Here is a 22,498-nt window from a genome sequence, read left to right as displayed (position 1 = left end):
TCTGGAGGTTCGGAGTGGCGCCTCAGTACGACGCGGTCGTGGTCGGTGCGGGTTTCGGTGGCATGGGCGCGGGCATCGAGCTCGATCGGCTCGGCCTGAGCAATTACGTGATCCTCGAACGCGAGGACGATCTCGGCGGGACCTGGCATGTGAACCACTACCCGGGGCTCGCGGTCGACATCGCGTCGGTCACCTACTCGTACTCGTTCGAACCGAACCCGTACTGGACGCGGCTGTTCGCGCCGGGCGCCGAGCTGAAGAAGTACGCGGGTCACATCGCCGAGAAGTACGGCCTGCGCCGGCGTATGCGCTTCGGCACCGTGGTCGACGGCGCCCGCTGGGACGAAGAGCACCAGCAGTGGGTGGTGTCCATCGCCGGTGGCGAAACCCTCACGGGCCGTTATCTGCTCACCGCGACCGGCTTCCTCTCCCAGCCGTACACCCCGCCGTTCCCCGGCATCGACTCCTTCGCCGGGAAGATCATCCACACCACCGCGTGGGAGGACGATTTCGACCTCACCGGCCGCAAGGCCGCGATCATCGGCACCGGCGCGACCGCCGTGCAGCTGGTGCCCGAGGTGGCCAAGAAAGCGCAGGCGCTCACGGTCTTCCAGCGCACGCCGATCTGGGTGGTGCCGAAGATCGACGCCGCGATTCCGGGCCCGGTGCAGAAGCTCTTCGAGAAGGTGCCCGCCACCCAGAAGGCGGCGCGGCTGTTCAACACCAGCCTGCTCGAGGCGCTCATGGTGGTCGGCGTGCTGCACTACAAGCAGGCCAAGCTGCTGAACAAGGGCGCGGGCGTGCTCGCCAAGGCACACCTGCGGGCTTCGGTGCGGGACAAGGAAACCCGCAAGCAGCTCACCCCGCACTACGACTTCGGCTGCAAGCGCCCCACCTTCTCCAACAGCTACTTCCGCGCGTTCAACCAGCCGAACGTGCGCTTGGAGACCAACTCGATCGAGCGAATCGAGCCGGACGGCATCGTCACCGCCGACGGGCACAAGACCGAGATCGACACGCTGATCCTGGCGACCGGCTTCAACCTGTGGGACGTGAACTTCCCGGCCATCGAGATCATCGGCCGCGACGGCGTCAACCTCGGAAAGTTCTGGCGGGACAACCGCTTCCAGGCCTACGAGGGCATCACCGTGCCGAAGTTCCCGAACTTCCTCAGCCTCAACAGCCCGTACTCCTACAGCGGCCTCTCGTACTTCACCACCATCGAGGCGCAGATGAAGCACATGGGCAGGCTCTTCGGCGAGCTGCGCCGCCGCGGCGAGCAGACCTTCGAGGTGACCGAGCGGGCCAACGCGGGCTTCCTGGACCGGGTCACCGACAAGCTCGGCTCCTCGGTGTTCTATGGCGGGGACTGCTCCACCGCGCGCAGTTACTACTTCAACCAGCACGGTGAAGCGGCCTTGCTGCGCCCCACCAGCACCCTCAACGCGCACCGGGAGGCCGTCAGCTTCCCGCTCGACGACTACGTCTACGGCAAGAGCGCCTGAAACGGGTCGACGACGCGGGCCCCGCCGGACCTCGTCCGGCGGGGCCCGCCACCGTTCGCCACGAGTTCCGCGGTCCCCAGACCGATGTCGCCGCTCCCCAGCGGGTGTGCCGGTGTGGCGGCGGCGACACGAACTGGCAGACTGTGGGTACTTACCCATCCCACCCACAAGACTAGGGACTGACTTCGACGATGGAACTTCTGTTTCCGCTGCTGCTGGTAGCCCTGCTCGTGCCGATGTTCCTCGGTGTCCGCCGTCAGAAGCGGGAAGCCGCCAAGGTCACGGAGATGCAGGACAGCCTCAAGGTCGGCGACCAGGTCATCACCACGTCGGGGCTGTACGGCACCGTCGTCGATCTCGACGACGCCACGGTCGATCTCGAGATCGCCGAGGAGGTCGTGACCACCTGGCTGCGCGCGGCCATCCGCGAGGTACGCACCGACGACGCGACGAGCACCGACGAGAGCCCGGTCGACGCGCCTGCGGCCGAGGCCATCGAGGAATCCGCCGAGCAGACCGAAACCCGGCTGACCAAGGATTGATCGTCGGCTCGCGCGCCGGGCACCGCTACGGTGGTGCCCGGCGGCACCGGTGTGCCCACCTGTTCCACTCTCGACTTCCCGCCTAGGAGATGACGTACTGTGCCACCTTCCCAGGGATCGGCGCATCCGCTCCGGCTGCTCGGCGTCTACGCCGCGCTGCTGGCCGTGATCTATGCGCTGGTGTTCTTCACCGGTGACTCCCCGCAACCGAAGCTCGGCATCGACCTCCAGGGCGGTACCCGGGTCACGCTGACCGCGCGAACGCCGGACGGCAACAAGCCGAGCCAGGACAGTCTGCGTAAGGCACAGACCATCATCGAGAACCGGGTCAACGGTCTCGGTGTGCTGGGTTCCGAAGTCGTCATCGACGGAGACAACCTGGTGATCACCGTGCCGGGTGACGACGGCGCGCAGGCGCGCACGATGGCGACCACGGCCAAGCTGCTCATCCGTCCGGTGCTGCAGGCGGGCCGCGCGCAGGCCGGCACGCCGCAGCTGCCGCCGGGTGCGATCCCGCCGGTGCCCGGCGCCGAACCGGGTGCCGTGCCGCCGCCGGCCGGTGAGCCGGGTGCGGTGCCGCCGCCGGCCGAGCCCGCGCCGCCCGCGGAGGAGCCGCAGGCGCCCGCCCCGCAGAACCGCGTGTTCCCGGCCCAGGCGCCCACCACGCCGAACCCCGCGCCGGACCCGTCGCTCACCTCGCGCGAGCAGACGCAGAAGGACATCCAGCAGGCTAAGGCGACCAGGCAGAGCACCGATCCCACCGTGCAGCAGGCCGCGATGGCCGCCATCGACTGCGGCAAGCCGGATCCGCTTGCGGGCAACGACGACCCGAATCTGCCGCTGGTGACCTGTGGTTCGGACGGCAACGTCTACCTGTTGGACAAGAGCAGGCTCGACGGCCAGGAAATCTCCGACGCCACTTCGGCTTTCGACTCGCGGCGCGCGATGAACGTGGTGCAGCTGAAGTTCAAGTCGACCGGCGCCGAGCAGTGGGCCCAGCTCACCAAGGACATGCTGTACAAGCAGGTCGCGATCACCCTCGACACGAAGGTCATCACCGCCCCGACCGTGCAGGGCGTGCAGACCGACGGCACCAGCGAGATCAGCGGTAGCTTCACCGCGGCCTCGGCCAAGGAACTGGCGAACACCCTGAAGTACGGCTCGCTGCCGCTGTCGTTCGAGACCTCCGAAGCCGAGACCGTGTCGGCGACGCTCGGCCTCTCGTCGCTGCGGGCCGGCCTGCTCGCGGGCGCGATCGGCCTGGCGGTGGTGCTCGTGTACTGCCTGCTCTACTACCGGATGCTCGGCTTCCTCGCCGGGTTCTCGCTGCTCGCCTCCGGCGTCGCGGTGTACGGCCTGATCATCCTGCTGGGCCGGTGGATCAACTTCACCCTGGACCTCGCCGGTATCGCCGGTCTGATCATCGGTATCGGCCTGACCGCCGACTCGTTCGTGGTGTTCTTCGAACGCATCAAGGACGAGATGCGCGAGGGCCGCAGCTTCCGTTCGGCCGTGCCGCGCGGCTGGGCCCGCGCCCAGCGCACCAACCTCTCCGGTAAGACGGTGAGCCTCATCGCCTCCGCCGTGCTCTACATCCTCGCGGCCGGACAGGTGAAGGGCTTCGCGTTCACCCTCGGCATCACCACCGTCCTCGACGTGATCGTGCTGTACCTGGTCACCGCGCCGCTGATGATGATGGCCTCGCGCTCGGCGTACTGGGCGAAACCGTCGGTCAACGGCCTCGGAGCGGTACAGGAAATAGCCAGGGAACGTAAGGCGAGCACCGGCGCACTGGTGCGGGAGGCGTCACGATGAGCAATTCGAGCCCTACCCTGGAACCGAGTTTCGTGGACGAGGCCGACGACGCGAATGCCCCCAAGCACAGCGTCTTCGAGCGGCTCTACACCGGCACCGGCGGTTTCAAGATCGTCAGCCGGCGTCGTTTCTACTACGGGCTGACCGCGGTGTTCCTGCTGATCTCGTTGCTGAGCATCGGCGTTCGCGGGTTCACCCTCGGCATCGACTTCGCAGGCGGGTCGCGAATCGGCATCCCGGCCGCGGACAACGTCACCACCTCGAAGGTCGAGGACGTCTACGCGGCGACCTTCGGGCACAAGCCGGTGTCGGTGCAGAAGGTGGGTTCCGGTGCGGCGGCGACCATTCAGGTCCGCTCCGACACACTGAGCACCAGCCAGGCCGACGAGTTGCAGACCGCGCTGTTCAACGCCTTCCATCCGAAGGACCGCAGCGGCGCGGAATCGCGCAACGCGATCAGCGTCGCCGAGATCAGCGAGACCTGGGGCGGTGAGATCACCAAGAAGGCGGTGATCGCGCTCATCGTCTTCGTGTTGCTGACGATGCTCTACATCGCGATCCGGTTCGAACGGGACATGTCCATCGCGGCCATCGGATCCCTGTTCTTCAACATGGTCGTCACCGGCGGCATCTATTCGCTGGTCGGCTTCGAGGTGACGCCCGCCGCGGTGATCGGTCTGCTCACGATTCTCGGCTATGTGCTCTACGACAACGTCGTGGTGTTCGACAAGGTCGAGGAGAACACCCGCGGTGTGCTGCATCTGAGCAAACGCACCTACGCCGAGCAAGCGAACCTGGCGGCCAACCAGACCCTGATGCGCTCGATCAACACCACCGTCATCGGCATCCTGCCGATCATCGGCATGCTGGTGATCGCGGTCTGGCTGCTGGGTGTCGGCACCCTGAAAGACCTGGCGCTGGTGCAGCTGGTCGGCATGGTCGTCGGCGCGTATTCGTCGATCTTCCTCGCAGTTCCGCTGCTGGTGTCGATCAAAGAACGCTGGGGTCCGGTCGCCGCGCACACCAAGAAGGTGCTCAACAAGCGGGCCGGTGTGGCCAGCGCGCGGGCGTCCTACGAGGCCGATCGCCGGGTCACCGCCGCGACCGGCCGGTCCTTCGGCGACGACGAGCCGCGCAGGCCCCGCGATCCCGGCCAGGCTCCCCGACCGGGCGCGCGCCCGAGCGGCAAACGACAGAAGCGGCGGCACTGACACAGGCAGGGGAGTTCATGCGAAAGCCACGCAGCCGCACGGTCCGCCTGCTCGCGGTACTGGCCGCGGGCGTCACCGCCGCCGGACTGGCGGCCGGGTGCTCGAGCAAGAACCAGGTGCCCTCCATCGGCTATGCCGTGGACGCCACCATCGCCACCTACAACGGCGGCAGCACGCTCGGCGTGAGTTCCGGTGCTGCCGCCGTGTTCGGCCGGGTGCTCACCGGGTTCTACTACACCGGGCCGGACGGTCAGCAGGTCGCCGACACCGATTTCGGCACCGCCAAGGAGACGCCCGCCGAGCAGCAGACCATCCAGTACCGGCTCAACCCGGACGGGGTGTACTCCGACGGCGTGCCGACCTCCTGCGACGACCTGGTGCTCACCTGGGCGGCGCGCAGCGGCCGGTTCACCAAACCCGGTGACCGGGGCCCGATTCCGGCGTTCGACGCGGCGAGCACCGCGGGCTACGCCGATATCGAGCGGGTGGACTGCCAGCCCGGTTCCCGCGACGCGCTCGTGGTGTTCCGGCCGGATCGGCGCTACGCCGCCTGGCGCACGCTGTTCGCGGCCGGGGAGGTGCTGCCCGCGCATATCGCGGCGCAGGCGGCGAACGTGCCGAACGTTGTGTCGGCGGTGCAATCCGGCGATGGGAACGCCATCGGGCGGATCGCCGAGTTCTGGAACACCGGCTGGAATCTGAAGCCGGGCAAGCTGGACCTGACGCGGTTCCCTTCGTCCGGGCCGTACCGGATCGAATCCTTCAGTGAGAAGGACGGTTTGGTGCTGGTGTCGAACGAGCGGTGGTGGGGTCGTACGCCCGCGACCGGCCGGATCCTGGTGTGGCCCAAAAACGTCGACCTGAAATCCAAGGTCGGCGACAGCGCGATGGGCGTCATCGATATCGGCGCGGGATCGGTGAAAGACCTGAACCTGGACGGATTCCGGGTGGAGAACCTGCCCGGGCGCGGCGCCGAGCAGCTGGTGCTCGCCACCGGGGGCGTGCTGGGCTCCGCGGAACTGCGCCGTGCGCTGGCCCTGTGCGTGCCGCGCCAGGCGCTGTTCGAGAAGCTGGGGCAGGTCAAGGACGCGCCGAAAACCGGTCTCGGCTCCGGGCCGCTGAACACCCATATCGTGCAACAGGATTCGCTGTACTACGGCCCGGTGGCGGGCGCGGGGAGCAAGTTCGGCGGCGGTGACGTGGGCGGCGCCACGCAGGCGGTCGCGGCGTCCAAGACGCAGAACCCGACCATCCGGATCGGTTATCTGCGCCCGGACGACCGGCGCGCGCAGACCGTGGCGATGATCACGGAGGCGTGCAAACCGGCGGGCCTCACGATCGTCGACGCGGGTGCCCCCGATTTCGTTCCCACCCAGCTCAGCGAGGGTAAAGTCGACGCGATCCTGGCCGGTACCGCGGCCGCGCCCGGGCCGTCCGGGTCGCTGAGCGGCGTCGTCGCGGCCAGTTCGTTGCGCACCGGTAGCGGGCTCAATTTCGGGCGATTCGGCAACGGCCGTTACGATGCGATCACCGATCAGCTTGCGGTCGACGACAACTCGACCACACAGCTGAATCTGCTCACCGAAGCCGAGAACCTGCTGTGGGCGGAGTTGCCGAGCATCCCCCTGTTTGTCACCCCGCGCACCATCGCGTTCGGCGGCGGCCTGCAGAACGGGATACCCGCGCCCAGCCAGGCCGGAACCGGGTGGAACATGGACCGCTGGGTGTTGAAGCGGTGACAGGTGTTCGGGTGATGTGATGATGGAGAGGTGTCGATGAGTAAGCACGCGGCGATCGAGTCCGACGAGCTAGCCGCCCAGCGGACCAGCCTGGCCGCGGACGCGGTCGAGCGCTTGACCCGCTGGCGCGACGACTTCCCCACCCCGGGAGTCCGTTTCGCCGACCTGACCCCGGTGTTCGCGGATGCCGAGGGCTTCCGCACCGTCATCGATTGCCTCGCGCACATCGCGCCCGACGCCGACCTGGTGGCCGGCGTCGACGCCCGCGGCTTCCTGATCGGCGCCGGCGTGGCCGCCAGCCTCGGCACCGGCGTGATCGCCGTCCGCAAGGCGGGCAAGCTGCCGCCGCCGGTCCTCGAGCGCGAATACGAACTCGAATACGGCACCGCCGCGCTCGAGATCCCCGCCGACGGCGTCCCGCTCGCGGGCCGCCGCGTCCTGCTGCTCGACGACGTGCTCGCCACCGGTGGCACCTTGGCCGCTGCGGCCGACCTGTTCCGGCAGGCCGGCGCCGAGATCGTCGCGGCCGCGGTGGTTCTGGAACTCACCTTCCTCAACGGCCGGGAGCGCCAGGGGGATTACCCCGTGACCTCCATCGTTCAGGTCTGACGCTGTCCGGAGCGCCCGCGTTCGGATATCGGGTCAGTTGACCGCGGCGACGATGTGGCGGCGGCCGTACTGCCAGATCGATCCGGCCGTCCGGAAACCCGCCGCCCGCAACAGGTTCAGGTGCTCCTCGTAGGTGGTGCCACTGTCGGACGGATGCTCCCAGCGGCGGATCTCGCGCTCGGCGACCGCCGTGGCCAGTTCCGGTTCGGCGGTGATGGCGCTCCACCACTCGGCCCAGTTCTCCCGATCCGTGACGCCTTCGCGTTCCAGTTGACGGGTGCCGATCGCCTCGTGCAGCTGGTCGATATCCGTTGCGTGCGTGGCCATATCGTCGCCGTTGAGCAGGATGCCACCGGGGCGGAGCAGTTGCGCCGCTTGGCGGTAGAGCGCGGCGAGCTGATCGGAGTAGAGCCAGTGCAGGGCGGTGGTGCTGACGATCGCGTCGATCTGACCGGCGGGCAATCCGGCCGCCCAGGCCGGATCCGCCAGATTGTGGTCGACGAGCTCGAATCCGTATGCCGTGCGCGCCAATTCGAGCAGCACCGGATCGGCGTCGATGCCGATGACGCGGGCCTGCGGCAGCCGTTCCCGGATGCGGGCGCCGAGTGAGCCGGGGCCGCACGCCACGTCGAGCACCACCGGGTCGGGGCGGTCCGCGTTGGCGGCCACCGCGTCGGCGATCACGGCGAACATGAGTTCGCGGTCGGGCAGGTAACCCTCCTGCTGGCGATCCCATCGATCGATCCAGGCGTGGGCGAGGGTGGGTGTCAACGACATGAGTGACTCCGTTACTGTCATAACTATCAACGACAGTGACGAATGTAGCGAGAGTGAGGTGACTGATCAAGTGCGTTTAGACAGTCACACGTTGGGTGTGGTCGAGGACGGTGTCGCGTTGATCAACGCCGCGGTGCCCGGTGAGCGCCGCGGCAAGCCCTACCCGCCTGCCGCCGACGACGCGGAGCTGCACGAACGGATGGACGGCGTGGTCTCGACCCTGTTCGGCGTGCACGCGCAACCCGAGGATGCTCGCGGCCTGGCCCGCGCGGCCGGGCAGTTGCGGCAGGTTTTCGACGCGGTCTCTGTCGACGACATGGATTCCGCTGCCGCTCAGATCAATTCGATGATCACCGAGTACGGTGCCCGGCCGACCCTGATCCGGCACGGCACCCAGCCGTGGCACCTGCACTTCCACGCCCCCGACGCCCCCCTCGTGCCCGGCATCGCCGCCGCCTGCGCCGTCGGTCTCGCCTACGTCCTCGGCAGCGAGCACGCCGACCGCATCGGCCTGTGCTCGGCCGGCAACTGCGACCGCGCCTACCTCGACACCTCCCGCAACGGCACCAAACGCTTCTGCAGCACGGCATGTCAGAACCGCGCCAAAACCGCGGCCTTCCGCGCCCGGCGCGCCGCGAACACCTGAGGTTCCGGGCGGAAGCGGTTGCTCAGGAAGGGATTCCAGCGATCAATCCGTCGATGAGGTGGCCGACCGCGGTGCTGGTGCGGTATTCGTCGCGGATGGTTGCCCATTTCGGGAGCATTCGTACGGTGGTGGGGAATTCGGCCAGGATCTCGTCGTCGGCCTGATCGGTCCAGCGGGGGCGGGGGTCGCCGCGGCGCGCGGCTTCGGCGCGTTCGTCTTCGGCGCGGCGCATCATGAGTTCGCCGAGCACGAAACGCCAGATGGCGGCGTACATGTATCCGGCGTAGTCATCGGTGGCGCCGAGCCGGGTCGCGGTGTCGACGAATTCGTCGAGGATCCACATCGCCGCGCGGCCGAAGGATTCGCCGCTGACGAGAATGTCAGCGACCCAAGGCATTTGGTGTAGGACGTCGATCAGGTAGGCGACGATCGCAACGAGGCGGTCCCGTGGATCGGCGGGCAGGTCCGGGCGGTCCAGCTCGTCCGCGCGGGCGCTGAGGACGGCGATCATCAGCGCCGCCTTGGTGGGGAAGTGGTGATAGACGGCGGCGGTGCTGACGCCGAGTTCGTCGGCGAGCTTGCGCATGCTGAAGGCTTGCGCGCCGCCCGCGGTGAGCAGCCGCGTGGTGACGGTCACGACGTCGTCGCGGGGCACCCGGATCGGGCGGCCGCGCCTGCGGGTCACGTTGCTGCTCACCCCTTCATTCTGCGGATCGAAGCTCTCGACACTCAGGTAAGGCTGTGCTAACTATATTAAACACACGCGTTACTTAATTATGGAGGTTGTCGTGACAGAGCGAACCGGCGCACGCAAGGGGTGGGCGCTCGGCGTCGTATTCCTCGTGATGTTCCTTGTCTCCCTGGATCTTTCGATCGTGAACGTGGCACTGCCCGCGATCGACGAGACGCTGGGCTTCGGTCCGTCGGGGCTCAGTTGGGTGATCAACGCCTACCTGCTCACCTTCGCCGGGCTCATGCTGCTCGGCGGCCGGCTGGCCGACCTCACCGGCAAGCGCACGCTGCTGCTGGCGAGCCTCGGTCTGTTCGCGCTGGCCAGCGCGTGGGGTGGGGCGGCGCAGCACGGGTGGGAGTTGCTCGCGGCGCGTGCGTTGCAAGGTGTCGGCGCCGCGGTGCTGGCGCCGATGACGCTGGCGCTGGCGACCTCGGAGTTCCCGGAGGGGCCCGAGCGCACGAAATCCATGTCGGTGTGGGGCGGGGCCGGAGCCGCGGGCGGCGCGGTCGGCGTGGTGCTCAGCGGCGTGCTGACCGATCATCTCGGCTGGCGCTGGGTGATGTGGGTGAACCTGGTGTTCGTCGTCGCGGCCGCGGTGGCGGTGCAGCGCGGCACCGACAACCGGGTGGTGGCGCGGCGCGGCCGCCCCGACGTGCTCGGCGCGGCACTGGTCACCTTCGGCACGACGGCCCTGGTGCTCGGGGTGATCGCCACCGAAAGCCATTCGTGGGGTTCGGTGCGGGTGCTCGGCTGGTTCGCCGCGGGTGCGGTACTGCTTGCCGGATTCGCCTGGGCCGAAACAAGAGCCGCGGATCCGCTGGTGCCGCTCGAATTCCTGCGGCGGCGCTCACTGCTCGGCGCCACGCTGTTCGGGTTCATGCTCACGTCCGGGCAGATCGCCAGCTTCTACTTCGTCGCTCAATTCCTGCAGCGGGTGCTCGGGTACAGCCCGACGCTCACCGGCGTCGCGTTCCTGCCGTTCTGTGTGGGCGTCGTCATCGGCCTGCGGATCGCGATGGCGGTGACGCCGAAGTGGGGTCCGCGTCCGGTGCTGCTGGTCGGCGGGCTCGTCGGTGCGCTCGGGCTGCTGTGGTTCGGTTTCGCGGATCCGTCGACCACGTTCCTCACCGGCCTGCTCGGCCCTTCGCTGGTGGGCAGCATCGGGATCGGTGCGTCGGTGGTCGCGATGGGCACCGCAGCGGTCGCGGGCGTGCCCGCCGAACAGTCCGGGCTCGCATCGGGTGTGCTCAACAGCGTCCGGCAACTCGGCGGTTCGCTCGGCCTGGCCGTGCTGGTAACGATCTCCGCACAAGTCATCGGAAACGACAGCAGCAGAGCGTCATTGGCGGACGGCTACACCACGTCGCTGTGTCTGGCCGCCGGTCTGCTCGCCGCCGGGGCCGTCATCAGCGCGCTGGTCCTGCCGAAGGCGGTGCGGGCGCAGCCACCGGCGGAGGTCGCGGTAGTGGCAGCGGTGGAGTGACAAAGCCGAAACGAATTTTGGTGGGGCCGGTGTGAATATCCGGCCCTACCGGTATATTCCGGCGGTCGTCGAGTTGACGTGGCCAGTTCCGACCGGGCGGTTTATCGGAGTTACCCCCAGTTGTCATGGCTTCCCCAGTCCTCCGGTGTTGACGTAGGCTGAGCTCGATAATTCTGTCGGGTGGTGCAGGGGGATACGCGAGTAATTCATCGGAAGCCTTTTTCTTGCTGCTCGGAATTTGCGGAGTCCGGACCGTTGGGGTACAGCCATGTCGCAAAACAGTGAATTGATTCAACACGAAGACCGGGTTCGGCAACGTTGCCGGACCTCGAAGCCGAAGGTCGGTGGATTCAAACGGGAGCTTTCACCGGAGACCAAAGAAGCAGTCAAAGATATCCACAACAGCAGAGACAACTGGCACGGACCGTTGGGTCTCTGCATCGACTGGCTGGTCATCGCCGGCGTTGCCGTCGTCGTCGTGCTGTGTGACTATCAACCCCTCGTCTACCTGGCCGGCGTACTCATCGTGGGAGGTAGGCAGCGTGCGCTGCGCAGCCTCATGCACGAGGCCAGTCACGCGAAACTCACCCGGCACGGCCCGCTCAACCGCTGGCTGGGCCGGGCGTTCATCGCTTGGCCGCTGTTCTCCGGATTATCCGCGTATACCTGCGCGCATTGCGAACATCACCGCCACCTGTGGGACGATCGCCGCGATCCGAAACTGCTCGGCTACCTGCGCCTCGGGTTGGTGAACCCGCGGGACATGAAGCAATTCGCCGGTAAACACCTCTTGAAACCACTGCTCCTGGTGCACGCGCCGTTTCAAGTCGTCGCGGACCTCATCGGGCGGGACGAGGATCGTCGGGAAACGCGACTTCGATTTGTTTTCCTGATAGTCGTTTCCGCCGGATTCTTCGTGGCCGGATTCGGTCTCGACTTTCTGCTGCTGTGGGTGGTGCCGTACGCGACGGTCTACCAAATTCTGCGCTATTGGAGCGATATCGCCGATCACGCCGGATTGCGCTCCGACGACCCTTGGCAGTCGACGCGCAGCTGGGACGCGTCATGGCTGGTCCGGCAATTCCTGGCTCCGCACAATTCCAACTGGCATCTGGCGCATCACCTCTACCCGGCCGTGCCGCACTATCGGATTCGCCGGTTGCACCGGACCCTGCAAGCGGTGCCCTCGTACCAGAAGGCACATCACTGCGACGGTTTCGTGTTTGCGCGCCGCGGTTGTCATCCGTCCGTCGTGCAGGATGTGCTCGCGCCGGAACGGTTGACGGAGTTGCGATCTCGTCATCTGGCGGACGGCCGGCGTGGCGCCTTGGTGCCGGGATGTGCGCGGACCTGTCCGATGTCGGCCCTGCGTCCGGTCGAGCACGGATGAGTCTCGAAGTCGCGACTCAGCGCGGGTCCGGTGTCTGGCTCGGTGCGCTGCTGGCACTCGGGTCCAGCGTTGCGGTCGGGTCCGCGATCGCGGCGACGACGGCACTGACGGACTTCCCGATCCTGACGGGACAGGCGGTCAGATACGGTATCGCCGCCGTGCTCATGATGGTCTGCTTCCGGGGACGGTTGCCGCGGGTCAGCACGCCGCAACTGGTCCGGATCGGGCTGCTCGGGGCGACCGGCCTGGCCGGTTTCAACATCTGTCTCGTGACCGCGCTGCAGCGCGTGGACGCGGGCGTCGTCGGCGCGGTGGTCGGTGCGGTTCCGGTGGTGCTGGCGATCGCGGGGCCGCTCATGGCCGGACGCTCGCCGTCGGCGAAGGCGGTGCTGGCCGCCGGGGTCGTGACGACCGGCGCGGTCGTCGTGCAGTGGACCGGCAGTGCGGGCGATCCGGTCGGACTCTTGCTGGCGACCGGCGCGCTCGCGGGGGAATGCGCCTTCTCGCTGGTGGCGATCCCGCTGGTGCGCGAGATCGGGGCGCAGGCCACGGCGGCGTACGCGGCCGCCGCCGGGGCGATCCTCTGCGGGATCGTCGCGGTGCCGATCGATCTGCCCGCGCTGCGCTGGCCCACGGCGGGGGAGTCGGCGGCGATCGGCTACCTGGCCGTGGTGGCCTCGGCCGGCGCCTTCCTCATGTGGTACGCCGCGCTGGATCGGATCCCGGTCGAGACGGCGGGCGCGTTCGCCGGAGTGGTGCCGGTATGCGCGCTGCTCACCGGGATCCTGCTCGGGGTTTCGGAAAGCTCGGCGCTGCGCTTCGTGGGGGCGGGGATCGTGGGCCTCGGGGTGGTGATCGCGACCTGCACGCCGAAGCGGCGCTGACCGCGGCCGCTCCTCGTTGACATCGGGCACACCGCGTGTCGAGGATGATCATGAACGAGGAGGACCGTTGATCCCAGCTGCCGAGGCCACCATCGAGACCGTGCGTGCCGCAGACGGTGCGACCACCGAGGTCCGGATGTACCGGCAGGCCGCGGATCCGTCCGCGCCGGTCGTGATCTGCATGCCCGCCATGGCAACTCCCGCCGCCGGTTATGTGCCGCTGGCGGAGGCGTTGTTCCAGGCTGGTTTTCACGTGGTGCTCGGCGAATTGCGCGGGCAGGGAACAAGTTCCGTGCGGCTGCGGCGCGGCGTGCGCTACGGCTACCACGAGATCGTGACCCTCGACTACCCCGCCCTGTTCGAGGCGGTCGCAACGGCCTTCCCCGACGCACCGCGATATCTGCTCGGGCACAGCCTGGGTGGGCAACTCGGCGCGCTCTACCTGGGGCAGCAGCCGCAGCAGGCCGCCGGTGCGATCCTGATCGGCGCACCGTCCTGCCACTACCGCGGCTGGCCGTTCCCGCGAAACCTCGGAATCTTCGCCGCCGCCCACCTTGCCGTCGGCATCGGGTCGGTAGTCGGCTACTTCCCCGGCCGCCGCCTGGGCATCCTCGGCAACGACTCGACCCGCCTCATGCGCGATTTCGCCGCCCAAATCCGTTCCGGCCGTTACCGCGTGCCCTCCTCACCCCTCGACTTCGAATCCGACCTCTCCCGAATAACCCTGCCGACACTGGTGGTCACCATCGAAGGCGACACCATGGCAACCGCCCACGGCGTCCGCGCCCTGAGCGAAAAACTCACCCACGCGACGATCACCCGCATAAACCTGGGCTTCGGCGATACAACACACCGCAACCCGCACTACGCCTGGATCCGCGACAACACCGGCTTGGTCGACCGAGTCCGAACCTTCATCAATTCGGGGGCGTGAACGGTTCGCGCCGGGTAGTGGGTTACGGCTCCGGGCGTCCGGATGTTGCGTTCCTCGGCAGCTCGATCTACAGCTGATCGGGGTCGACGGGTCGGCAATGGTGGTCGTCGACGGTTGCTGTTGTTGCGTTTGGCTTGTTAGTTGGGCACACGATGTCTTGACCCGGCCGAGGGGACTGCCCCGAGTTCGATTACCTGGCGCTACGGCTTCGGTGTGGTCGGGTTTGGTTGTGGTTTCTTGCGTTTGGTCCTGTTGGCTGGCTTCCGAAGTGTTGCCGGGCCTGTTTGGTGTACCTGCCGCGGGAGTTACCTGGATAGTGCTGGGCGCGTCGTCTGCCGTACCCGGCTGTAGGCGCGTGTCAGGCGGGTGGTGTCCTGTTCCAGCGTGGTCATCTGGCTGTGGTGCCGTTCTCGAGCGTTCCCTTGACGAGGTATCCGCGGTTTCGAGCGGGTGTCGTTGTGCCTCGGCGTGTCTGACCGGTGCCGACGCGCTGTGAGGAGGAGGCTCACAGACTTTCCGTACGGTTCACAGCAGCTATAGCTGCTGTGAACCGTACGGAAAGTCTGTGACCCCTAACCTATCTGTCGCTTGGTCCAGACCACCCGGCCCGCTTCCGAACCGCCCTCTTTCCCAAGCCGCTCGAGACGCCACCACAGCCAGATGACCACGCCGGAACACGACACCGCGCACCTGACGTGCGCCTACAGCCGGGTACGGCAGACGACGCGCCCAGCACTATCCATGTAACTCCCGCGGCAGGTACACCACACTGGGCTCGTCCTACTTCGGAAGCCAGCCAACAGGACTAAACGCAAGGAACCCGGCCAACGAGCCCGAACCGACGTCACGGCGTGGGTGTAATGCGCTGCGCCATGGTCGGATACGTGACGACCACAGCGTCGCGGTCGACGAGCAGATCCTGGGTGTAGGTGCCGGACGTGAAGCGAACGGAGGCGCCGTCGGATGTGGTGGCCAGGTGCGTGTAGCTCTGCCGGGACAGCGTGACTTCGAGGCTGGGGACCTCGATGAACGCCATGTGGAAGTCCGCGTGGCCCGGGCTGCGGTGCAGGTCGGTGCGCAGGATGGGCATGGTGTTGGTGAGCGGTGAGAAGGCCAGGTCGCAGTCGCGGGCGTCGCTGAGATCCGGGCGCGCGGCGCCGTCGACCGTCCAGTGTGACCCGGTGCGACGGAGGTCCAGCTCGCGGCGGGCGGAGGCGGTGACCGCGGTGACCGTCATGCGCGTGGTGGCGGCGCGGTCGTCGGTGCCGAGCGTGTAGGACAGCCAGTAGGGCACGGGGGTTTGGGCGACGGCGTGGCCTTCGGCATGCAGGGCAAGCCCGTTCGCGGTGAGCCAGCACGACTCGAACCCTGCGGTTTCCGTTACCGCCCACACGAATTGGCGTCGCTCGATCATCCGTTCACGGTAGCTCCGGCCACCGACACACACCATCGCCGACCGAGGGTGCGCCCGCGAACGGCAGGTGCGTGTGATCGAAATTGCACTGGCGGGATCAGCGGGGGTGTGGTTATCCTGGGCGAGTCTTGTTCCCGTTGATCGGAGTCATGCCGTTGATCTTCTGAGGTAGCCACTCGGGCGGTCCGCATTCGCGTGCCGCGTCTTCCGGAGCAACCTCATGGAGTCGCCATGACCAATATTTCATTTTCCGATCTCACTTTCTCGTGGCCTGATGGCACACCTGTGTTCGAGGGACTCGACGGCGTGCTCGGCCCTGGCCATATCGGCCTGGTCGGCAGCAACGGGGCGGGTAAATCGACCCTGCTGCGGCTGATCGTCGGCGAGCTCACCCCGGCCCGCGGATCGATCACCCGTACCGGCCACCTCGGCTATCTCCGGCAGGACCTCGGTCTCGCGGCGGGACAGCGGGTGGATGCCGTGCTCGGTATCGCCGATATCCGGAAAGCGTTGCACCGCATCGAATCCGGTGACGGCGACGAGTCCGACTTCGACCTCGTCGGTAATCGCTGGGATGTCGAGGAGCGAGCTATCGCGTTGCTCGGCCGGCTCGGTCTGCACTATGTCGCCGATTCGGCCGCACAGCTGGATCGCCGGTTGGCAACCCTGTCCGGTGGTGAGACGACGCTGCTCGGGCTGATCGCGGAACTGCTGGCCGAGCCGCAGATCCTGCTGCTGGACGAGCCGACGAACAACCTGGATCAGGTTGCCCGCGAACGGCTCTACGATGTGGTCGCCCAGTTCTCCGGCGCTGTGCTCACGGTCAGTCACGACCGTGAACTGCTGGAGCGGATGACCACCATCGCAGAACTTCGGCAAGGTGAGATCCGTTTGTTCGGCGGCAATTTCAGCGCCTACGAGCGGGTCATCGAGGCCGAGCAGAAAGCGGCGCGGGCTGCGATCCGGGATGCGCGCAGCGATGTGCGCAAACAGGCGCGCGAACTCGTCGAAGCGCACATCAAACTGGATCGCAGGCTGCGGTACGGGCAGAAGATGTGGGATCAGAAGCGGGAGCCGAAAATCATCATGGCGGAACGCAAACGGCAAGCGCAGGTGTCGGCGGGCAAACTGCGCAACAACCACATCGACAAGCTGGAGACGGCCAAGGACCAGCTGCAGCACGCCCAGGATCTGCTGCGGGACGACCGCGAGATCCGGGTGGATCTGCCTGGCACGCGGCTGTATCCGGGACAGGACGTGATCGAGTTGGACCGGGTGCGCTTGGCGTGCGGGCCGACGGTCTCGCTGCGGGTGAACGGCCCGGAGCGGATCGCCTTGACCGGGCGCAACGGTGTGGGTAAAACCACGCTGCTGCAACAGATCTCGGCGATCGGTCCGAAGGTGCCGTGGCGGCTGCTGCCGCAACGTCTCGACATCTTCGACGAGCAACGGACGGTGTTCGAGAACGTGGCGGCGGCCGCGCCACACGCGCTGCCGGAACAGATCCGAACCCGGTTGGCCCGGTTCCTGTTCCGCGGTGCGGACGCCGACGTCGCCGCCGCGGCGTTGTCCGGTGGTGAACGCCTCCGGGCGGCGCTGGCCATGCTGCTGCTTGCCGATCCCGCGCCGAAGCTGCTGCTGCTCGACGAGCCGACCAACAATCTCGACCTGCCCAGCCTGGAACATCTCACCCAGGCGCTGGCCGGATTCGAGGGCGCGCTGATCGTGGTCAGTCACGATCCGCGCTTCCTCGACGAGATCGGCGTGACGCGCAAGCTCGAGTTGACCGCCGACGGGCTGAGCGAAACGCTGGTTCGTTAGAGAGCGTCCGGGCGCCCCTCGATTCCTGATCGAGGGGCGCTCGCGTGATCGGTACGTCGCGGCCGCTCGACGCCGCGGTTCAGCGCGTGTGCACGTCGGTGAACGACAGCAGGATTCTCGCGGTTCGGGCGGGATCCTCGATCGGCGGCGAATGGCCGACCTCCGGCATGATCACGACCAGCGCACCGGGTACGACACGGTATTCGGGTGCGGAGGAGGGTCGCCACCGCTGGTCCTGCTCGCCGAAAAGAACCAGCAGCGGCTTACCCAGGTGTGCGAGACGTTCGGGAAGTCCCCGCTCGTTCAGGTACGCCGGGACGGCCTGCGAGGTCGCGGCGAACACCTGTAAGTCCATGTCGCGCAACTGATCCAGCAAGGTTTGCGGGATCCGATACCCCGGCGCGAAGGCACCGGCAGCCGCCGCCCGCAACTGCTCGTCGGTGAAATCCGGCCATTGCCGCAGGTCGATGGCCGCTTCTTGGCCGAGGTAGGCGGACATGTCGGGGCCGGTGCCGATCAGCACAACGGCGCGCACCAGGTCGGGTCGCTGCTCGGTCAAGGCGGTGGCGACGACACCGCCGCTCGAATGTCCGATCACACAGGCGCTTTCGATACCGAGTCGGTCCAGCACGGCCGCCGCTCGGCGAGCCTGGTCGGGCACGGCATAGCTCGCGTCGGCCGGGTGAGCCGAGCGACCACAGCCGGGCAGGTCGATCCGGATGACGCGATGTGATCCGGTCAGCAGCGGAAGAATCGGCTCCCACGACGCGGCCGACGCGGCGGTGCCGTGGATGAGCAGGAGGGCGGGGGCTTCGCGCGGGCCGTCCTGATATACGTGTATCCCACCGTCGTCCGGCGTCAGCGACTCGGCATACGATTTGTCCTCGGAAACAGTCATGCCTGCACTGTCCCCGTCGGATGGTGCCGTCGGCTTGGACAAATGTTCCCGCGGCCGTCAGTTCGGAGAAGAGGCGATGGGTACCACACCGATCGAGCCGCGGGCTCTGACCGAGCGCGAAATCGGCGTCGTGACGAGACTGCTGTCCGCCGGTGCGGCCGGGTCGGCCGACTATCTGGCGCAGATCCCTTCGGCACGGATCATCGCCACCTGGGGCGCCGGTTCCCCGAGCGTCGATGTGGTGGTGTCCGCCGCATCGGCGACCGCTTCCGGTGTGACGGACGGAATCTTCGCCAGTGGCGGCGTCACCGACCGGGCCGGCGCGCCGATCGGTGAGGTCATGCTGTGGGTCGAGCACGGCAGGCTGAGCGCGATCGAATACGCCTGGTACACGGACGCGCGTCCGACGTCGCTACCCGACCCCGCGCAGATCGAAGTCTGATTCAGCTACCGGTCTCGAGCGTGGCAGCGGCCTGTCTACCCGGTGTCAGGCACACGATCGTCAGCAGCGGGAAGATTGCCAGCGGTGTCGCGAAGACGACGTTGGCGGGGGCGGAGTAGTAGAAGGCATCGATCGGGATCGCCGCGAGCACCCCCGCGAACAACTGGCCCAGGACCACCAACCACGCCCCGGCCAACAGCAGATAGCGTCCGGACATGTTGCCGCGCAGGAGATATACCGCGCCGGCGGTGAGGAGGCCCGCGATGAGCAGAAACGCCAGTGCCAGCATCGTCAGCAGGTTGTCCGCAGTGATCGTCGAGCCACCGACCGATAGATAGTCGTTGTCCTGCCACTTGCCTTCCTGCGACTGGATCCACGCGCCGAAAGCTTGCACGGCCCACAGGAGTGCGCCCGGTATCGCCAGCCACGCCGCGACCCGAAAACGCATCTCCTGGAACTGAACCCACCCCGTCCATGCCCGCGTAATGACCGCACCCATCAGCTTCCCCCGCCTATCACCTGTCCCGATGCCAAGGCTAGCGGTCTGCGAGCGACGCGTCAGCTGTCGGAGTCGTCCACCAGGATGCGCCAGCTGTCATCGTCCTGGCGGCGCAACACCATGGTCGCGACCCCATTGAACAGATCCTGGCCGCCGATCTCGCCGTTCCGCAGGCGAGTGGTCCACACATTCGTCACCAGCGCCAGATCGCCGGCTCGGATGATCTTCGCGGCGTGCGTCGATATCTCGGGCCGTAGGGCGAGGCGCTGTTCATACATCGCCAGCAACGCGGCATGCCCGCGCACGCGCACGCCATCCGATTGGACGAAACACGCCTCCTCGTCGAAATACCGCACGACCGTACTCGGATCGCCGGCGTTGATCGCTTCGGTGATCAACGGCAGGAGGTCTTCGGGGGTACGCGCTGTCATCTCGATCTCCGTTGTCATCTCGGTTCCTCTCCGGGACCGCTGTCGAATGAACTCAACGATCCCGTTGCGCGACTTCGCGTTCGATCGTCGCCACGTGCCCGGCAAGGTCGGCGATGGAGGTGCGACTGAGCCGTTCTGCCATGGCCTGTTCGGCGGCGCAGAACTCGGTTTCGAGTAGTCCCCGCATATGGCGACCCACTTCGCACTCGTCATTGGGCGGGTGTGGATGCCGCGACAGAATCGGGCCTTCCTCGACGGCCGTGTACGCGTCATAGAGCGTGATCTCGTGCGGAGCGCGCGCGAGGGACCAGCCGCCGCCACGTCCCTCCGTGGACGACACCAGCCCCGCCGCGCGCAGCCCACCGAGTATGCGCCGCACCAGAACAGCGTTGCTCGCCAAACTGTTCGCGATCTCCCCGGAGGTCAACGATCGATCCCCCCAACACGCCAACATCGTCAGCGCATGAATCGCAACCGCCGTCCGACTACTGACCCCCACCACACCCTCCTTACCAATAACTGCAACCACAGTAGTTACAGTTACAAGCTCTCGTCAATCCAGAACGCCTACGCCCGGTTCCGAGGTGGCGAAGGCGATTCCGCCTTTCCGTCAGACTGAATCGTCTGTCTCTCAATGCAACCACGCCAGGTCGCGGCCGCGTTGCCAAGCTGACCTGCCCCTATAACTGGGATCCTTTGCAGTCCACCAGGTTCCGCTATCTTTATCCAATGCCCAGCGGTGCGTCCCCAGCCGAGCCGATTCCGTGCGCGGTGGCGGGCCTCTGTCGTTGCCGCCGTGATCGTTGTGCTCGTCACGGCGATCGGGTTGTATCTGCGAAGCCATCCCTACGAGGACCCGGTATCGAGAGAGATCGAGGGCGCGCTCGGCGGGATGGCGGGAGTCCATCGGATATCGAGCGAGGTCGATGAGAATTTCCGGACGATCGTCGTGCTGGCCGAAGAGGCGTCGGCCGAGCAGGCCACGGCGGTGCTCGAAATGTTTCGCGAAAGGGTCGCGGCCACACAGGAATACCGACGGTCGCGGTCAGATATCGAATTTCGCCGCAGTGGCGAGCGCAGCTCCTTCACGGCAGGGACCAAGGGGCTCGGCACGGCCTCGGCGCTGGTGGTCCGATGGGTTGCTCTGAGTCGAGCGTTTCCCCAGCACGAGATGAGGTGGACCTATAAGTGGTCAGCCCTTTCATGTTCTTGGCTCGGGCTGGACGACGTGATCTCGATGGGTACCACGGGGGTCGGCGACATCGCGCTGAAGTTGGTCGACGGGAACGGTTTCGACGCGGTCAGCGAAACCTATCGGCGGCTGATCCGGGAGTTCCCAGACCTGGCGAGCGCGAACTGGAAGATCGAGAACTCGGAGCCGGACGACGGATATCTACGGATGCGGCACCGGTATCCGACCGAGCTCGAACTCTCGGCCTGGCATCGGCTGAACGCCGATCAGAACCCGGCGAACCGTGTTCAGATCGAGTGGCCTTCCCCGTCGATGAACCCGGGAACCGGCCGCTGATCCTGGAGCAGCTCCATCACCGTCGGCGGTTGCCGATATACCGAGCGGCAGCCCGGTTGCGCAGCCGCTGGTGGGCCGGTTCGGAAAGTGTTGACCCACCGGCATAACCGGCTACCGGCGCCGCCTTTCTCGATGCGCGAGGAACCATTCCGCTGCCGCGTGTGCTGCTCTGAGGGGGGCGATGTTGTCGCGGCGTAGGCCGTCCGGTGGTGCAGTGTCGATGCCTGCTTTGTTCGCTCGGACGCCGTCGTCCCAGTTGAGGGACGCCGGACTCCAGCCGCCTCGGAGGGAGATTCCGTCGTAGTCGACGCGCAGAGTGTCGTAGATATGGCCGGTATTGTCGCCGAAGTCCAGCGAAGCGATCACCCAGAGCGTGCCGTCTTTGTCCTCGTGGTACCAATCGTCGATCTCGGGCACTTGTGCTCTCAGGGCGTCGAAGAATCGCTGTTCGTCTGGTGTCGGATCTTGCTCGCGCACAGTGTCATTGTGCGTGTTCTCCTTTGCTGCCGCTGGCCTGAGCGAGGTGCTGGTGGCCAGCCCGTACGAGCAGTTGACCTACAACTGGGTGTGTATTCGCAGGCGGCGTATCCCGCCGGCTGGATAGTCGGCCGGACGTTGCGACCCCAGGGGGTGCGGCACCCGGCTATTACTGAGGCAGACGGGATTCGACGTCGGAGATCGTCGGCAGCGCATGGTGCGCAACGCGGTCGAACGCAGCTGGAAACGTGGCGTGCTGCCGCGGCTCGGCGTAGTGCTCGACCAGGGCGGTCCGCCAATGGGTTGACGTCGCCCCTCTCACGACACGGTACGAATGTGGGCATCGCTGGGGCGATCGGCGTCAATCGAGTTCCGCCACCAGCTTTTTCGGGGCGACCCTGCGGTAGGCGTCGCGGATGATCTCCGTGAATTCGTTCCAGTCGGGGTCGATGTCGAGGCGGACGCCGATCCAGCCGCTGTGGCCGACGTATGGCGGCACGAAGAATCGGGTGGGCTCGGCGTCCACCAGCTCGCCTTGCACGCCCTCGGGTGCGGGGCACCAGATGGTCGGGCCGGGTTCGTCGTACCCGCTGGGGATGTATTTCACGAACGACTTCTTGGTGCGCACGAAGAAGGTGGGGCAGCCGTGGCTCAGCCGTTCGCTGCACTCCGGTAGGTCCAGACAGATCGCGCGGATCCGTGGCAACGGGTCCATAGCCG

At 66.9% G+C, this 22,498-nt stretch carries 23 protein-coding genes; 14 read left to right on the top strand and 9 right to left on the bottom strand.

Annotated elements, in window-relative coordinates:
- Window positions 1-14 precede the first annotated feature (14 nt).
- The 6 genes from O3I_RS28960 to O3I_RS28935 all read left to right on the top strand — a co-directional run bounded on the left by O3I_RS28960 (window position 15) and on the right by O3I_RS28935 (window position 7,421).
- Window positions 15-1,505 (top strand): flavin-containing monooxygenase, encoded by a 1,491-nt coding sequence (locus O3I_RS28960; protein WP_014986566.1) that lies wholly within the window; start codon window positions 15-17, stop codon window positions 1,503-1,505.
- A gap of 191 nt (window positions 1,506-1,696) precedes the next feature.
- Window positions 1,697-2,047 carry a preprotein translocase subunit YajC gene (gene yajC, locus O3I_RS28955; RefSeq protein WP_014986565.1) on the top strand — a complete coding sequence of 117 codons (351 nt, stop codon included), beginning with the start codon at window positions 1,697-1,699 and terminating at the stop codon, window positions 2,045-2,047.
- Window positions 2,048-2,146: 99 nt separating this feature from the next.
- Entirely contained in the window at window positions 2,147-3,862 is a 1,716-nt protein-coding gene (gene secD, locus O3I_RS28950) for a protein translocase subunit SecD (protein WP_014986564.1), read from the top strand.
- Window positions 3,859-5,073, top strand: coding sequence for a protein translocase subunit SecF (gene secF / locus O3I_RS28945; protein ID WP_014986563.1), 1,215 nt, complete (start codon window positions 3,859-3,861; stop codon window positions 5,071-5,073). The genes secD and secF overlap by 4 nt, the downstream gene beginning before the upstream one ends.
- Window positions 5,074-5,090: 17 nt before the next feature.
- The gene (locus O3I_RS28940; RefSeq protein ID WP_014986562.1) at window positions 5,091-6,812 is read left to right on the top strand and encodes an ABC transporter substrate-binding protein; all 1,722 of its coding nucleotides are present in this window, start codon (window positions 5,091-5,093) and stop codon (window positions 6,810-6,812) included.
- A 36-nt stretch (window positions 6,813-6,848) separates the two neighbouring features.
- Window positions 6,849-7,421, top strand: a complete 573-nt coding sequence (locus O3I_RS28935) for an adenine phosphoribosyltransferase (protein ID WP_014986561.1) — start codon at window positions 6,849-6,851, stop codon at window positions 7,419-7,421.
- A 33-nt stretch (window positions 7,422-7,454) separates the two neighbouring features.
- On the opposite strand, the gene O3I_RS28930 is transcribed toward O3I_RS28935, so the two are convergent.
- Entirely contained in the window at window positions 7,455-8,198 is a 744-nt protein-coding gene (locus tag O3I_RS28930; protein ID WP_014986560.1) for a class I SAM-dependent methyltransferase, read from the bottom strand.
- Between the two features lie 70 nt (window positions 8,199-8,268).
- Here O3I_RS28930 and O3I_RS28925 point away from each other — a divergent pair, with 70 nt between their 5' ends.
- Window positions 8,269-8,844 (top strand): CGNR zinc finger domain-containing protein, encoded by a 576-nt coding sequence (locus tag O3I_RS28925; RefSeq protein WP_051066782.1) that lies wholly within the window; start codon window positions 8,269-8,271, stop codon window positions 8,842-8,844.
- A gap of 22 nt (window positions 8,845-8,866) precedes the next feature.
- Here O3I_RS28925 and O3I_RS28920 read toward each other — a convergent pair whose 3' ends face one another.
- Window positions 8,867-9,541, bottom strand: coding sequence for a TetR/AcrR family transcriptional regulator (locus O3I_RS28920; protein WP_014986558.1), 675 nt, complete (start codon window positions 9,539-9,541; stop codon window positions 8,867-8,869).
- A gap of 91 nt (window positions 9,542-9,632) precedes the next feature.
- Here O3I_RS28920 and O3I_RS28915 point away from each other — a divergent pair, with 91 nt between their 5' ends.
- The 4 genes from O3I_RS28915 (at window position 9,633) to O3I_RS28900 (ending at window position 14,268) form a co-directional block, all read left to right on the top strand.
- Window positions 9,633-11,060, top strand: coding sequence for an MFS transporter (locus O3I_RS28915; protein WP_167829185.1), 1,428 nt, complete (start codon window positions 9,633-9,635; stop codon window positions 11,058-11,060).
- 268 nt (window positions 11,061-11,328) lie between these two features.
- Complete coding sequence (locus O3I_RS28910) at window positions 11,329-12,450, top strand: fatty acid desaturase family protein (RefSeq protein ID WP_014986556.1); 1,122 nt, start codon at window positions 11,329-11,331, stop codon at window positions 12,448-12,450.
- A complete protein-coding gene (locus O3I_RS28905) occupies window positions 12,447-13,334 on the top strand; it encodes a DMT family transporter (protein ID WP_014986555.1) in 888 nt (295 codons plus the stop codon). Before O3I_RS28910 ends, O3I_RS28905 begins: the two co-directional genes overlap by 4 nt.
- Before the next feature lie 67 nt (window positions 13,335-13,401).
- Window positions 13,402-14,268: an alpha/beta fold hydrolase gene (locus O3I_RS28900; protein WP_014986554.1), complete on the top strand. Its 867-nt coding sequence runs from the start codon at window positions 13,402-13,404 to the stop codon at window positions 14,266-14,268.
- An 844-nt stretch (window positions 14,269-15,112) separates the two neighbouring features.
- On the opposite strand, the gene O3I_RS28895 is transcribed toward O3I_RS28900, so the two are convergent.
- Window positions 15,113-15,682: a putative glycolipid-binding domain-containing protein gene (locus O3I_RS28895; RefSeq protein WP_014986553.1), complete on the bottom strand. Its 570-nt coding sequence runs from the start codon at window positions 15,680-15,682 to the stop codon at window positions 15,113-15,115.
- A gap of 231 nt (window positions 15,683-15,913) precedes the next feature.
- Between O3I_RS28895 and O3I_RS28890 the strand changes: the two genes are divergently transcribed.
- Window positions 15,914-17,503 (top strand): ABC-F family ATP-binding cassette domain-containing protein, encoded by a 1,590-nt coding sequence (locus O3I_RS28890; protein WP_041562941.1) that lies wholly within the window; start codon window positions 15,914-15,916, stop codon window positions 17,501-17,503.
- A gap of 79 nt (window positions 17,504-17,582) precedes the next feature.
- On the opposite strand, the gene O3I_RS28885 is transcribed toward O3I_RS28890, so the two are convergent.
- Window positions 17,583-18,401, bottom strand: a complete 819-nt coding sequence (locus O3I_RS28885; protein ID WP_014986551.1) for an alpha/beta fold hydrolase — start codon at window positions 18,399-18,401, stop codon at window positions 17,583-17,585.
- A 76-nt stretch (window positions 18,402-18,477) separates the two neighbouring features.
- Between O3I_RS28885 and O3I_RS28880 the strand changes: the two genes are divergently transcribed.
- Entirely contained in the window at window positions 18,478-18,843 is a 366-nt protein-coding gene (locus tag O3I_RS28880) for a hypothetical protein (RefSeq protein WP_014986550.1), read from the top strand.
- Between the two features lies 1 nt (window position 18,844).
- Here the strand turns inward: O3I_RS28880 and O3I_RS28875 are convergent, their stop codons facing one another.
- The 3 genes from O3I_RS28875 to O3I_RS28865 all read right to left on the bottom strand — a co-directional run bounded on the left by O3I_RS28875 (window position 18,845) and on the right by O3I_RS28865 (window position 20,272).
- Window positions 18,845-19,291, bottom strand: a complete 447-nt coding sequence (locus tag O3I_RS28875; protein ID WP_014986549.1) for a membrane protein — start codon at window positions 19,289-19,291, stop codon at window positions 18,845-18,847.
- Window positions 19,292-19,401: 110 nt separating this feature from the next.
- A complete protein-coding gene (locus O3I_RS28870; protein ID WP_014986548.1) occupies window positions 19,402-19,791 on the bottom strand; it encodes a YybH family protein in 390 nt (129 codons plus the stop codon).
- A 34-nt stretch (window positions 19,792-19,825) separates the two neighbouring features.
- Complete coding sequence (locus tag O3I_RS28865; RefSeq protein WP_272944312.1) at window positions 19,826-20,272, bottom strand: RrF2 family transcriptional regulator; 447 nt, start codon at window positions 20,270-20,272, stop codon at window positions 19,826-19,828.
- Between the two features lie 306 nt (window positions 20,273-20,578).
- On the opposite strand from O3I_RS28865, the gene O3I_RS28860 reads away from it, so the two are divergent.
- Window positions 20,579-21,301 (top strand): hypothetical protein, encoded by a 723-nt coding sequence (locus tag O3I_RS28860; protein WP_041562939.1) that lies wholly within the window; start codon window positions 20,579-20,581, stop codon window positions 21,299-21,301.
- Window positions 21,302-21,412: 111 nt separating this feature from the next.
- On the opposite strand, the gene O3I_RS28855 is transcribed toward O3I_RS28860, so the two are convergent.
- Window positions 21,413-21,778 carry a hypothetical protein gene (locus O3I_RS28855; RefSeq protein ID WP_014986545.1) on the bottom strand — a complete coding sequence of 122 codons (366 nt, stop codon included), beginning with the start codon at window positions 21,776-21,778 and terminating at the stop codon, window positions 21,413-21,415.
- A gap of 361 nt (window positions 21,779-22,139) precedes the next feature.
- Entirely contained in the window at window positions 22,140-22,493 is a 354-nt protein-coding gene (locus tag O3I_RS28850; RefSeq protein ID WP_014986544.1) for an MmcQ/YjbR family DNA-binding protein, read from the bottom strand.
- Window positions 22,494-22,498 lie beyond the last annotated feature (5 nt).

The sequence above is a fragment of the Nocardia brasiliensis ATCC 700358 genome (genome assembly GCF_000250675.2).
GTDB lineage: Bacteria > Actinomycetota > Actinomycetes > Mycobacteriales > Mycobacteriaceae > Nocardia > Nocardia brasiliensis_B.
The sequence above is the reverse complement of the archived record's forward strand: the minus strand, read 5'-3'. Positions and strand labels throughout refer to the sequence as shown.